Below are 13582 nucleotides of genomic sequence, written 5' to 3' on the forward strand. Positions count from 1 at the left end.
CGTTAAGCTTATACATTGCCCCGACTACATTAGGTACGAACCAACCTATATTAAGGTTAAAAAAAATAGATAAATGTTCTTGCGACTGGTAATAGATAAGGGTAATAGATCACAGGTAATATGTGTTTAATGACCACTGACCACTGACCACTGACTAATGACTAATGACTAATGAGTATTTCCACTTCCGTGCTGAGTGATTTACTAAACTCACTCCCCCATCTGCGACCTCAGTTATATTTTAAGGCTTCACTAACCGCTCTCTCCCATGCAATGGAAGATCAAGTTTTAGCAGCCAATTTAGACAGTCCTTTGATCATTGCTAGTTTCCAGCAAGAGCGATTTTACCGGCAAGAAGCTCATCGTTATCAGCGACTTGCACAAAAAAGTAATCAAATATATGTATTATCTGCACCAGAAACAGAGTTTGCTAATAGCTCAGAATATTATGAAAAGGTCGCTTTTGAGCCTGATGATGCTTTAGCGCAAGAATGGCATTTGCTAGTAATTGCTGATAACTATGTTACTTGCTTAATCTGTCGAGAAAGCCTGGGTTCTCTGGCCAAAAATCAATATATCCCAGAGATGATTCCTAGTTTGGATATGGATACAGCGCGAAGATTTGAGGGGATTTGGACATCGGAAAGAGGGGTATGCTTAAAAGCCGCTCAATTGTTATTAGATAGAATTGAGATTTATCGGCCAGATTTAGCGGATAAAGTTGATGAAGTGAAGCAGCGGTTAAATATTAAGGAATCAACAAACGAGTTAAAAGTTAATTTCAATCATAAATATGTAGATTATACTGATACAGATCCTTTTGTGCAGAGGTTGGTGACATATCTGCAAGCTAGTCAGTATAAGCTGCATAAAGCTTACCGTGCGATTGCGGATCAAGCAAGGAAAGAACGGTTGGTAAATTCCATTAGTACAGCAATTAGGCGATCGCTTGATCCACGAGAAATTCTCCAAGTTGCGGCTCAGGAGTTGGGACAACATTTAGAAGCCTGTCGTTGTCTAATTTATCGCGCCCAAGCTACAGATGCCAAAGCTATAATCGAACATGAATTTTTGAACTCTAATGTTACATCTGTACTGGGGCAAAGTTGGGAGTTACAAAATAATCCCCTGTTTCAGCAGGTTTTACAACAACAGGAGGGAGTATATGTAGCTGATACCGTGGGGGACTCCAAAATAAAGAAATCAACAGCCTTATCGTCAATTGTGAAGAAGTTTAGCGTGCGTTCTTGGTTAATCGAACCCGTATTATATCAAGGGCGACTACTGGGAATTGTGGAGTTACACGATTGCCATTTTCCTCCCCATGAATGGCAACCAGGGGAGTTAGACTTAGTGAAGGCGATCGCTACTCAAATTGGTGCAGCCCTGATTCAAGCGGAATCTTTTGCCAATTTAGAAGAACTCAACCAACAATTAGAAGCCTTAGACCGCACCCGCAGTAACTTAATTGCCATTACTGGACACGAACTCCGCACTCCATTATCCACCATTCAAGTTTGTTTAGAAAGCTTGGCTACTGAACCGGATATGCCTTGGGAATTGCAACAAATAATGTTGAATACAGCCCTTGCAGACTCCGAAAGAATGCGGAAACTGGTACAAGACTTTTTAACCCTTTCTAACTTAGAAAGTGGTCGGGTAGAATGGCATCCTGAATCATTAACCATCCAAGAATGTGTAGATTTATCCCTCAGTCGCTTACGGACACGCTCTAGCCAAGAAAAAATACCCAAGATCACAAATCAAATTTCTGCCAACCTACCTTTAGTCAGGGCTGACGGTGATTGGTTAGTAGAGGTAATCGCCAAACTTGTCGATAATGCTTGTAAATTTACTCCCTCTTCTGGGCAAATTATTATTAAAGCCATTAGCAATAGTCAGGAGATGCTAGAAGTCACCGTAGCGGACACAGGCAGGGGAATTGAACCCAATCGCCTAGAAATCGTTTTTGACCGCTTCTACCAGGAAGAAGGGGCATTACGGCGAACAACCGGCGGGACTGGATTGGGTTTAGCAATTTGTCGCCAAATTGTCAACGGCTGGGACGGAAAAATTTGGGCAGAATCCACAGGTAAAGATCAAGGCAGTCAATTTCATTTTACAATTCCCATCGTCCAAGGCAGCCAGGAAAATAATTAACCACTAACCACTGTACGGGCGAAGCATTTGGGGAACTATTTTTGGCAATGACCGATAATTTATCTTCCAAATGCTTCGCCCCTACTGACAACGGACAACTGACAACTAACCACCAACTAATTACTAAAAACTGTTACAGTCTATAACGCGATCGCAACATAAGTCGAGTTCCAATGTTAGTATGCCGTAAAAACCTACAAGAGACAGTTTATGGCAACTTTGACTGGAAAAACCCCAATCTTTGGTGGCAGCACTGGCGGATTACTCACAAAAGCTGATGTAGAAGAAAAGTACGCTATCACCTGGACTAGCCCTAAAGAGCAAGTCTTTGAAATGCCCACAGGTGGCGCTGCTAAAATGGTAAAAGGCGAAAACCTACTTTACATTGCTCGCAAAGAGTACGGTATTGCTTTAGGCGCGCAACTTCGCAAATTCAAAATCACCGACTACAAAGTTTACCGCATTCTCCCCGGCGGCGAAACTACCATGATTCACCCTGCTGATGGCGTTTTCCCTGAAAAAGTAAATGCTGGACGTTCTATGGTGCGTCACGTACCCCGCAGAATCGGTCAAAACCCCAACCCTGCACAAATCAAATTCAGCGGTAAAGCTACTCACGACGCTTAGTACCGCAGGGCGGAATTAAAAATTAACAATTAAAAATTAAAAAAGCAGAAATAACTAGCTTTTTGTGTGATTTTTAATTGTTGGTTGATTTACGCCGTTGTCAACTAATCGTTATGTAGTGGGTAATGGGTAATAGGGAAAAAAGAAAAATTTTGCCCCCTTACCCATGACTAAAAGCTCGTTGTTAATTTTTAATTTTTAATTGTCAATTTTTAATTATTTATGATTTTCCCCGATTTCGACCAGTTTCAAAAGCTTGCTGTCCAAGGTAATTTTGTGCCAGTGTATCAGGAATGGATAGCCGACTTAGATACACCTGTATCTGCTTGGTATAAAGTTTGTGCAGATCAACCTTATAGCTTTTTGCTGGAATCGGTGGAAGGTGGGGAAACTGTCGGTCGTTATAGTTTCTTGGGTTGTGATCCTTTGTGGATATTGGAAGCTAGGGGTGATAAAACAACCCAAACCCATCGAAATGGTGATCAACAAGTTTTTATAGGTGATCCGTTTACAGTTTTATCTGAATGTTTAGCACCTTATCACCCAGTAAAGTTACCGGAATTACCTTCAGGAATTGGTGGTTTATTTGGGTTTTGGGGCTATGAATTAATTAATTGGATTGAGCCGCGTGTACCAATTCATGCTCAAGATGAGCGCAACATCCCTGATGGATTATGGATGCAGGTAGACCAATTATTGATTTTTGACCAGGTAAAACGGAAAATTTGGGCGATCGCCTACGCAGATTTACGTGATCCAGCAGGTTTAGAGGTAGCATATCAAAAGGCGAGCGATCGCATTCAGGAAATGGTCAGGAAGCTATCTTTGCCCCTATCACCAGAAAACACCAAATTAGCTTGGACAGCCCCCGGAAACAAGCCTAAAGCGGGCATAGAGGAATATACCAGCAACTTTACCCGCCCAGAATTTTGCGCCAGTGTCGAAAAAGCCAAAGCACATATTAAAGCAGGTGATATTTTCCAAGTCGTCATTTCGCAACGCTTATCCACAGAATACACAGGCAATCCCTTCGCTTTGTATCGTTCTCTGCGGCAAATTAATCCTTCACCCTACATGGCTTATTTTAACTTCCAAGACTGGCAAATTATCGGTTCTAGCCCCGAAGTCATGGTCAAAGCCGAATGCAATGATGAAGGGGAAATTATCGCCACAGTCCGTCCCATTGCGGGAACTCGACCCAGAGGGAAGACAACAAAGGAAGATGCAGCTTTAGCCGCTGATTTACTTCAAGACCCCAAGGAAATCGCCGAACACGTCATGTTAGTTGATTTAGGACGCAATGATTTAGGGCGGGTGTGCAGCAGCGGTAGTGTGAAGGTTGATGAATTAATGATCGTTGAACGCTACTCTCATGTGATGCACATTGTCAGTAATGTGGTGGGTAAGTTAGCGCCGGGTAAAACCGCATGGGATTTACTCAAAGCGTGCTTTCCTGCTGGGACTGTCAGCGGTGCGCCTAAAATCCGCGCTATGGAAATTATTAATGAGTTAGAACCCAGTCGCCGAGGTGTGTATTCAGGTGTCTATGGATATTATGATTTTGAAGGACAATTGAATAGTGCGATCGCTATCAGAACTATGGTATTACATAATCAGACAGTCACAGTCCAAGCTGGTGCAGGTTTGGTGGCTGATTCTGACCCAGAAAAGGAATATGAAGAAACTCTGAATAAAGCTAGAGGGTTATTAGAAGCAATTCGTTGTTTAAGGTGAGTTTCGCGCAATCTCTCTTAGAGATCCCGCAGGGTAGATACAAAGGAGCAAAGACGCAAAGTTTAAGAGTTTGAATTTTCCTGATCAATACTGGAGTTAAACTATGATACCAGCTATTAGTAGACCTTCAACTTTACTGGGTGAGATTAAAGTTGAAAAAGTAGATAAATTCAATTTATTTAAATTTACTGATGAACTCCAGAAGCGAATGGAAGAACTTTTGGAGAGAAAAAAAGCTGATTTGCTGACTTCAGACGAAGTTATAGAATTGGAAGCTATTGGAGAGTTAGACAGAATTTTCACTCACATCAATGCGATGTTAGTAGCTCAAGTATGACTATTGAAGCAATTCGTTGTTTAAGGTGAATTTTAACCAATTGAATCCCAGCAGGAGAATAGAGATATGAGTATTGTAATTACAGATGAAGTTTTGCAAACCATTCAAATGTCTGACAAAGAATTAGTTCAAGAAATAGCAATTTTGCTCTTTGAACAAGAACGGTTTACTTTAGGACAAGCGAGTAATTTTGTAGGAATGAATCAACTTGAGTTTCAACGATTACTTGCTAGTCGAAAAATTCCCATTCACTATGATATTGCTGAATTTAGAGAAGATGTAAAGAGTTTGAAAGCTAATAATTGGCGATGATTATTATTAGCAATCACTGGTAAAACCGATATTAGATGATTTGATTGTTAATGGTTTCTGGATTCGTGAACAGTTGTATGCAGAAGTTTTATCAGTTGCAGGAGAATAGCAAACGTACAAGATAAAATCATATCAATCTGCTATTACTCAAAATCAAGAGGATTGAATGTTATTGAAGATTGTGCGCTATGACGAACATAGAGAATATAGACAATATCCCCTTCAACAGTAAAAATTACACGATATTTATTTCTTCTTTTCCCATATAAAAGTTGTCTTATTTCTTCAGAAAAATCATCATTTTCTCTAGCAAAAGCGCAACGTTTAGGTTTATCTTGCAAAGTAGCAATAGTATCCATTAAATCCCTAAACCATTGATCCGCATAATCAGGATTATGTTGTTTTAGCCAAAGATATGCAGCTTCTATTTCTAGTTTGGCATTACCAGTTAATTTAACCTGAAATTCCATGTTTTTGGTGCATTTCTTCAATAAACTGATTGAGAGATTGTGTATTACCTGTTGCTATATCTTCCAATCCTTTCTTTATACCGATGAGAGTTTCTAACTTTTCCAAAGTATCAAGTAATTGTTGATAAGCAACAGCATCTTGTACCACTAATTCTGCTTTCCCGTTAACTGTTAAAACTATAGGATTTCCAGTTTCTTTCATCTGACTAATCAGTTCATTCGTATTGCGTTTAAAGGTTGAGAGTGACTGAATATCTCGACTTAAATTAATCATGAGAATTACTCCGCACTAAATTTGCGTCTAATTTAATTTTATCACACAAACGTCAAAATTATTGATATTCCATTAATCCATAAGCAAAAATATATCAATTATTTTATTTCTAAAAGTGTTGAATTTTGCAACAGAACTTTATCTATCTGTTGTAAAAGTGATTCTAAATTAGCAGAATTATCTAAAACCACATCAGCACGAGCAATTTTTTCCGCAATAGGTAATTGACTATTAATTCTCGCTGCTGCTTGTTCTGGTGTTAAATTATTTCGTTCTATTAATCTCTCTTTTTGCTGTTGTGGGGAACAAGATACCACCCAAATTTGATTAACTAGATTTTCTAAATTAGCTTCAAATAATAGGGGAATCACTAAAATTAAAGTATTTGCAGATGATTCATTAATAGCTTTAGCAAAACAATCTCTTACATAAGGATGAATTACGCTTTCTACCCAATCACGTTCTTCCGGTTGATGAAAAATAATTTCTCCTAATTTTGTCCTATTTAAATTACCATCACTTAATATGATTTCTCTACCATATTTTTCGGCAATTTGTGACAAAATAGGAGAACGGACAGATACCGCATCTCTCGCATAAATATCTGCATCTAAAATCGGTAAATTGTAAGTTGTCGCTAAATAATTAGCAACTGTACTTTTACCTGTCGCAATTCCACCAGTTAAACCAATTAAGTTTTTAGTCATTGGTTATAATACTAAATTAAGATGAATCTTCATAGAATCAGATTTTAAGATTTATTGAACGCAGATAAACGCAAATAAACGCAGATAAAGAGGGATGAATTAATGGATTTCATGATTCTGTGCCACCTCACATAAGGTTGGTATTAGTCATTAGAAAATTCAGCTATGATTTGTCCATTTAATTATGGCATTTGTTAAACCTTCTAAAGTATATTCTTCTGCTTCAATATCTACTCTCCCAAATACAGTTTGACAAGTTTTTGATGTTTGTGGACCAATGGAAGCTATGCAAACTCTGGCTAAATTTTCAGGATTGTAGGTAAATATATGCGCTGTTAATTGTGAGAAAAATAAAACTGTTTTAGAACTGGCAAAGGTAATAATATCTACAGTATTATTAACTAAAGCATATTCAGCCGCAGGAGGGATACCTTGAGGACAGCAAGATTCATAAGCAGGAACTTCAATTACTTCTGCACCTTTGGCTGTTAATTCCTTTACTAATACTTCTCTTCCACCACTTTCAACTCTAGGAAATAATATCTTTTTACCTGTTAGTGATTCAGGAAAGTTTTCAACTAAGGAATCAGCAACAAAGTTAGGAGGAATAAAATCAGCTTGGATATTTTGTTTTTGTAAACTTTGGGCGGTTTTTTCCCCAACAACAGCAATTTTCACACCAGCTAAAGCATTTTTATCTTGACCGGATTTTTCTAATCTCTCAAAAAAGTATTCTACACCATTACTAGAAGTGAGAATTAACCAATTAAAAGTTGATAAATGTGAAATTGCCTGATCTAAAGCGTCCCAATTGCTAGGGGGTCCAATTTCTAAAGCTGGCATTTCTATCACATTAGCACCTGCGGAGGTTAAGCGATCGCTAAATTGATGCGATTGTCCCACAGAACGGGTAACTAAAATGGTTTTCCCAGTTAAAGGAGAAAGATTGTAATTCACGGTTGACATTCACTTAATAATTTTTGGTTTCGCGCAAAGGTACAAAGGAGCAAAGACGCGAAGAAGAGATTTTTTATATTACAGGTAATCACGTAATCGCACAACTTCACCAATGACTATAACTGCGGGAGAGAGAGATAAGCCGACGGTTTGTTCGAGAATATTTCCCAGTTCTCCTGTCCAGACTTCTTGACTAGGTGTTCCAGCCCAACGGATAATAGCAATCGGTGTAGAATGAGATTTTCTATATTTTATCAGTTGATGGATTATTTCTGGTAAATTTTTCCCCCCCATCAAAATTACTAAGGTTTCTAAGCTTGCTAATGCTTCCCAATTTAAACTATCTGGTTCATGGGCTGTACAAACTGCAAAACAACGACTAAGAACGTTATCTGTGAGCGGAATTCCAGCTAATAATGGTGCAGCTAATGCAGAAGAAATTCCCGGAACGATTTCAAATTCACAACCTGCATTTTTTAAAGCTACAATTTCTAAAATACAGCGTCCAAATATCAAAGGATCTCCCGATTTTAGTCTAATAACTTGTTTGTTTTCTAAACAATGTTTTACTAATAAATCGTTGATTTCATTTTGGGAAGTGCTGGGTTTACCTCCACGTTTACCAACATCTATTTTTAGGCAATCAACAGGAACACAATCTAATAATTGACTATCAACTAAAGCATCATAAACCAATACCTGAGCAGATGCTAACAGCCGATAGGCTTTAACGGTTAAGTATTCTACATCTCCAGGACCTGCACCAACAAGATACACCTTACCTATTTCTTTAATCATATTTATTGTTGACTTTTAATAATTTACCATTGGGTTTTGATGCGATATATAATACCAATTTAGGATGAGAATAGAATCAGATTTTAAGAATTATTGACCGCAGATAAACGCAGATAAACGCAGATAAAGACGGATGAATTAATGGATTTCCTCTGCCCTAGTAGTCAATACTCACCAAATTTCGCTAGATTAGATCAAGGTACACCTAATAGGAATTTTCAATGTCAGCACAATTGTTACTGGTAGATGACGAACCGGGATTGCGGGAAGCCGTCAAAGAATACTTACAAGAAAGCGGTTTTAGGGTTCAAACTGTCAGTAATGCCCGTGAAGGTTGGGACTGGATGCAAGCAAACACCGCTGATTTGGTCATTTCTGATATTATGATGCCCCAGGTGGATGGCTATCAGTTCCTCAAGCAAATGCGAGATGACCCCCGTTTTCAGGCTCTACCAGTGGTATTTTTAACTGCTAAAGGGATGACAGGCGATCGCATTCAAGGCTATCATGCAGGTGTTGATGCGTATTTACCCAAACCATTCGATCCTGATGAATTAGTCGCCATAGTTGAAAACTTACTAGCGCGTCGCAGCGCCCAAACTCCCTCAACCGGGGAAAACAGCGAAACTCCAAATCTTGCCGATTTGGCTAATCAAATCGCTCAAATTAGAATACTATTAACTCATCGGAGTGCCATATCCCAAACGCCAGCCCCGTTTAAAATAGATTTGACTCCTAGAGAGCAAAGTGTTTTAAATTTGGTAGCAGAAGGATTAATGAATAAAGAAATTGCCCGTCGCTTGGAAACCAGCGTCCGCAATGTCGAAAAATATGTGAGTCGTCTATTTAGTAAAACTGGTACTAATAGCCGCACAGAGTTGGTTCGTTTTGCTTTAGAACATGGTCTAGCAAAGTAAACTACTCTACTTGTGATGAGAGTTACTTGGTAAAAAAATGGTAAAGTGCACCTGGATAATTTTGCTGCCGAGATAGTAACACAATGTCAGACATTTTTACTTGTAATTTTCCTAGCTTGCCAGCATTGAGACGCAAATATTGTAGACGTAATTTTACGTTTACAAGCGAACTCGTTATTAAGAAAAACAGGTAAAGGTTAACTTTTCCAACTCAATATTGAAAAATCTGAATTAGACTGGTCACTATCAAAAATTACACCAATAACTATTGAATAGTATCAGCTAAATTGCGTAAACGCATCATTTGGCGACGCATTTGTGGGGAGGCTTTAAACTCCGAAATCTCCTGAGCTTTTACAGATGCTTGTAAGGTTTCTAAAAAATCATCAGATCCTTCAGTTAAAGCCTCTAGTAATACTTGTAACAGTTGCTCACGATCACCTAATAGACTCTTTTCCTCAATCAGGCGGAATTTGAGGTGAATTTCACACTCATAAACACCTACTTCTGGATTATTTATTTGGCGTGGTAATGCTTTAGAGTTCATAGTTTTGAGGATTCCTTTAGTTAGTGGTCATCCGGGTAGGGTTCTAAATCTTCAGAAAAATTTCTTATACTTTCTTTGTACTTTTGTGAATCCAAAGTTTTTGAAGATCAGAATTTTTTCTCATCCATAAAACTGGCATCTTATTTTACTCCCCCTGTTTTTTTTAGTTAGATTCTACTATTTTTTGGTGTTTCTTTCCTATTTATGGCATGTCCGAGCCATAAACTATTATTCAATTTCTGAGATGTCATACCATGAAGTTTTTGTAAAGAACTGATTAGACCTTGTTAAAGGTTTTTACATCAACTTGTTAAAAACGTCAAGAAATATTATTTTTTTTACTTTTCTCGGATGAGAACAATTAAGCATTTGTACTGAAGATGCTCCTTTGATAAATGCAATTTATAACTGTAGGAAAATTGACTAACTGGAAGAAAATCTAGTGAAGTCACTACAAGATGAGTACATTTACATCAGAAAAAATCAGAATCAGTCAAAAAATCAGAAAATTTTTTGTGAATTATTACATACATGAGACGGAATCAATTTAGAAGAATATGGCACATTCCGGGTAAATGAGATCCGAACTTAAAATCACAGCCCAAACACCAGTCCTGCTTCTGACTGCGCCCATCTGTCCTAATTTTAGACTTTCGCCGTCATTTTTGCTGTAAGCTCAAACATAGCAGTTAAAATAATTGCAGTGTAATTCAGCTAAATTCTTACACCCAAATTTATGGATAACCTGATGCTGCTCAAGTCCACAACCCGCCATGTTCGCATTTTTGCGGCGGAAATGGACAAAGATGAACTGATTCCGAGTAATCAAGTTTTGACACTAGATATTGATCCAGATAACGAATTTAACTGGAACGAAGATGCTCTGCAAAAAGTTTATCGCCAGTTTGATCAATTGGTAGAAGCGTCTAGTGGCGCGGATCTAACAGATTATAACTTACGCCGTATTGGTTCAGACTTAGAGCATTATTTGCGATCGCTTCTTCAAAAAGGCGAAATTAGCTATAATCTCTCCAGTCGGGTTACTAACTACAGTATGGGATTACCCCAAATTGCCGTAAGTAATAATCAATAACCGGAATACATATCTACCTAGTAGTTCGTCAAATTTATTTTGACGGGTAATGATCGGAAAAAACTTCTGTTTTTCCCTCCCCTACTCCCCCTGCCCCTCTTCTGCCCCTGCTTGCCTTTCTTTACCCGTCATTTTTGGATTGACAGACTACTAGTACACTGCGGCGTAAATAAAGCAACCATATTCAATCGCCAAAAAGCCTACTGTATATTAGTTTTGACTTTTGACTTTTGACTTTTGACTTCCGCCCTGCGGTACTAGCCTTGGCGAATTATATTCGCCAGCTATGTCAAGTTTTAATGACAGGTGGAGAATTAGTTCTGCTATTGCTACATATTCCCATAACAATAAAAGTTATGATGAGCCTGTGGGTTGCCAAAAATATGCGCGGTAGCAACTAAGACACGAAATACTCTGGAAAAAAATGCCAATTGTTGATCGGTGGGAAAACTATGGAAAATGATGCGGTAACGCTCTGCTGCCCAAATGAATATTGTCAATCTGCTAATCCCCTCACCCACAAATTTTGCCAGCAGTGTTCCACTCCTTTACCTAAGCGTTATTTGTGGGCTGTGGGCAATGATCTCAACTTTGGTGATCCCGGATCTATTTTAGACGATGGGAGCAATCGCTATTTAGTTATTAATAAATTCATACTTTTAGATATCAAACCTGGGTTATTGCCCCAAATACCAGAGTTAGATGATTTAGGAAAAATTAGACCTTATCTGAAATTAATTCCCTATCGTCTCCACATACCACAAGTTTATGGAATTCTCAATTTAGGTAACGGGCAGAGCAAAACAGAAATATTACTATTAGAAAGACCACCATTAATAACTGATGCAACCATCACTCAAGCAAATCTATGTAGTAGTTTAGATACTGTTTGGAGTGCAGCTTCATCAATCCGCCAAATTCATTGGCTGTGGCAATTAGCTAATTTATGGCAGCCCCTAGGCATTGAAGGAGTAGCATCTAGCCTTCTAGACTCTTATCTATTAAGGGTAGAAGGGGTATTAATTCGCTTACTGGAATTGCGTTTTGATGGAGAAACCCCCCCGACATTATCCCAATTGGGAGAATTTTGGCTGAAACTGCTCAAAAATGCCAAACCAAATATTGCCCCATTTATTCAACAAGTATGTGAATTTCTAATTCAGGGGGACATTAACTCATCTGAACAATTAATCAAAGTTTTAGATCAAGGATTAAACCAATTAGAAAAATCTCAAACAACCACTATCACAATCTATACTAAAACAGACTCAGGCCCCAGCCGCCCACGCAACGAGGATGCTTGTTATCCCCCCAATGATACTTTAATCATTAAACCACTTCAGCATAACGCTCTAGCAGTTGTTTGTGATGGTATTGGTGGACATGAGGGCGGTAATGTGGCTTCTAATCTCGCAATTGAAACTATTCAAAAACAAGTCAAAGAACTGACTTCAGTTGCTGACGACAACATAGATCCTTCCATGCTACTTTCTGATTTAGAACGAGCAGTAGCAACCGCCAATGACAAAATCAGCCAGCGTAACGATAGCGAACATCGTCAAGGACGACAACGCATGGGAACAACTATTGTCATGGCTTTACCTATCGCCCATGAGATATATATTACCCATGTCGGTGATAGTCGTGCCTACTGGATTACCCGCCATAGTTGTCATCAAGTTACTTTAGATGATGATGTCGCGTCCCGTGAAGTCCGTTTGGGCTATGCTCTCTACCGGGAAGCATTGCAACACAGTGGTTCTGGCTCCTTAGTTCAGGCTTTGGGAATGAGTAAAAGTACCTCACTACATCCTACCTCTCAACGCTTTATTATTGACGAAGATGCTGTTTTTTTACTCACATCCGATGGTTTGAGCGATTTTGACCGAGTAGAAGAATCTTGGGAAACAGAAATATTGCCTCTCCTCTCTGGAAAAACAAGTATAGAAAATGTTGCCCAAAGATTAATAGAAATTGCTAATACTAAAAATGGACATGATAATGTTACTATTGCCTTAATACATTACAATGTCAAATACTCTGAACCAGATATAAGAATTACAGCGGATATTTCTCATCTTTTAGCTGACACAGAATTATATTCATCAGATGATCCAAACAATGGTGAGAGTTTTATTAATAATCAAAAAACTCAAGTTATTTCCGAAAATAAAACTATCAAACTTCCCCAAATACCATTACAGTTGTTTGTTATTTTGGGATTAACGTTATTATCTGGTTTATTGGGATATTGGTTTAAACTTCAATTCAAATCACCAACAATAATAATTTCTTCTCCGACTCCTTTTTCCAGTCAGCCTCCACCTTCGACTATACAAAGAACTTTAGATAATCTCTCTCCTAATTGGGTGATTCAAGCTAATAGTTCCATAACTTTAAATAACCAACCTTTTCCCGCTGAAAGTTTTTTCCAAGTTATAGAGAAAAAAACTAATCCTAATAATGAAAATAATCCAGATGTGCGTTTGCGCCTCTGTGAAAAATCCAATCCTGCCTTAGAAACTTCTCAAATAGTCCAACTTAACTTTTCCGAACTGCAAGATCTAGGGAAGGATATTTCTATTTTACAATCAAATCAACCTAGTCCTTGTCAATAGGTGACAGGTATAAATTTTCCCACTAACAACT

General features: G+C 38.3%; 15 protein-coding genes and 1 pseudogene. 10 read left to right on the plus strand and 6 right to left on the minus strand.

The window, feature by feature from the left end:
• Nucleotides 1-171 precede the first annotated feature (171 nt).
• The 6 genes from FJR08_RS12950 to FJR08_RS12975 all read left to right on the plus strand — a co-directional run bounded on the left by FJR08_RS12950 (nt 172) and on the right by FJR08_RS12975 (nt 5279).
• Complete coding sequence (locus FJR08_RS12950) at nt 172-2160, plus strand: DICT sensory domain-containing protein (RefSeq protein WP_168633437.1); 1989 nt, start codon at nt 172-174, stop codon at nt 2158-2160.
• A 210-nt stretch (nt 2161-2370) separates the two neighbouring features.
• Nucleotides 2371-2787, plus strand: a complete 417-nt coding sequence (locus FJR08_RS12955; protein ID WP_015079642.1) for a photosystem I reaction center subunit II PsaD — start codon at nt 2371-2373, stop codon at nt 2785-2787.
• A 222-nt stretch (nt 2788-3009) separates the two neighbouring features.
• Nucleotides 3010-4521, plus strand: coding sequence for an anthranilate synthase component I (trpE, locus tag FJR08_RS12960; RefSeq protein ID WP_168633438.1), 1512 nt, complete (start codon nt 3010-3012; stop codon nt 4519-4521).
• Between the two features lie 103 nt (nt 4522-4624).
• On the plus strand, nt 4625-4858 hold the full coding sequence (locus FJR08_RS12965; RefSeq protein ID WP_168633439.1) for a hypothetical protein: 234 nt from the start codon (nt 4625-4627) through the stop codon (nt 4856-4858).
• Between the two features lie 66 nt (nt 4859-4924).
• A complete protein-coding gene (locus tag FJR08_RS12970; RefSeq protein WP_168633440.1) occupies nt 4925-5170 on the plus strand; it encodes a UPF0175 family protein in 246 nt (81 codons plus the stop codon).
• Nucleotides 5171-5198: 28 nt separating this feature from the next.
• On the plus strand, nt 5199-5279 hold the full coding sequence (locus FJR08_RS12975; RefSeq protein WP_371415557.1) for a hypothetical protein: 81 nt from the start codon (nt 5199-5201) through the stop codon (nt 5277-5279).
• 34 nt (nt 5280-5313) lie between these two features.
• Here the strand turns inward: FJR08_RS12975 and FJR08_RS12980 are convergent, their stop codons facing one another.
• The 5 genes and pseudogenes from FJR08_RS12980 to cobA form a co-directional block, all read right to left on the minus strand.
• Nucleotides 5314-5640 (minus strand): type II toxin-antitoxin system RelE/ParE family toxin, encoded by a 327-nt coding sequence (locus FJR08_RS12980; RefSeq protein WP_168633441.1) that lies wholly within the window; start codon nt 5638-5640, stop codon nt 5314-5316.
• A complete protein-coding gene (locus tag FJR08_RS12985) occupies nt 5624-5914 on the minus strand; it encodes a type II toxin-antitoxin system Phd/YefM family antitoxin (RefSeq protein ID WP_168499821.1) in 291 nt (96 codons plus the stop codon). The genes FJR08_RS12980 and FJR08_RS12985 overlap by 17 nt, the downstream gene beginning before the upstream one ends.
• A gap of 98 nt (nt 5915-6012) precedes the next feature.
• Nucleotides 6013-6621: a dephospho-CoA kinase gene (coaE, locus tag FJR08_RS12990; RefSeq protein ID WP_168633442.1), complete on the minus strand. Its 609-nt coding sequence runs from the start codon at nt 6619-6621 to the stop codon at nt 6013-6015.
• Between the two features lie 159 nt (nt 6622-6780).
• Entirely contained in the window at nt 6781-7587 is an 807-nt protein-coding gene (locus FJR08_RS23635) for a uroporphyrinogen-III synthase (RefSeq protein ID WP_254435750.1), read from the minus strand.
• 72 nt (nt 7588-7659) lie between these two features.
• Nucleotides 7660-8376 (minus strand): annotated as a pseudogene (gene cobA / locus FJR08_RS23640) (uroporphyrinogen-III C-methyltransferase); the annotation flags it as partial.
• 221 nt (nt 8377-8597) lie between these two features.
• Between cobA and FJR08_RS13000 the strand changes: the two are divergent.
• On the plus strand, nt 8598-9293 hold the full coding sequence (locus FJR08_RS13000; protein ID WP_015079647.1) for a response regulator transcription factor: 696 nt from the start codon (nt 8598-8600) through the stop codon (nt 9291-9293).
• Nucleotides 9294-9558: 265 nt separating this feature from the next.
• Here FJR08_RS13000 and FJR08_RS13005 read toward each other — a convergent pair whose 3' ends face one another.
• Nucleotides 9559-9840 (minus strand): Npun_R1517 family heterocyst differentiation transcriptional regulator, encoded by a 282-nt coding sequence (locus FJR08_RS13005; RefSeq protein WP_168633443.1) that lies wholly within the window; start codon nt 9838-9840, stop codon nt 9559-9561.
• Nucleotides 9841-10576: 736 nt separating this feature from the next.
• Here FJR08_RS13005 and FJR08_RS13010 point away from each other — a divergent pair.
• The 3 genes from FJR08_RS13010 (at nt 10577) to FJR08_RS13015 (ending at nt 13551) form a co-directional block, all read left to right on the plus strand.
• The gene (locus FJR08_RS13010; RefSeq protein ID WP_041457849.1) at nt 10577-10933 is read left to right on the plus strand and encodes an NAD(P)H-quinone oxidoreductase subunit M; all 357 of its coding nucleotides are present in this window, start codon (nt 10577-10579) and stop codon (nt 10931-10933) included.
• Nucleotides 10934-11163: 230 nt separating this feature from the next.
• A complete protein-coding gene (locus tag FJR08_RS23265; RefSeq protein ID WP_213799260.1) occupies nt 11164-11334 on the plus strand; it encodes a hypothetical protein in 171 nt (56 codons plus the stop codon).
• A gap of 51 nt (nt 11335-11385) precedes the next feature.
• The gene (locus FJR08_RS13015) at nt 11386-13551 is read left to right on the plus strand and encodes a PP2C family serine/threonine-protein phosphatase (protein WP_168633444.1); all 2166 of its coding nucleotides are present in this window, start codon (nt 11386-11388) and stop codon (nt 13549-13551) included.
• The last annotated feature ends 31 nt before the right edge of the window (nt 13552-13582 follow it).

This window comes from Dolichospermum sp. UHCC 0260, from assembly GCF_009711985.1.
GTDB classification, from domain to species: domain Bacteria; phylum Cyanobacteriota; class Cyanobacteriia; order Cyanobacteriales; family Nostocaceae; genus Dolichospermum; species Dolichospermum lemmermannii.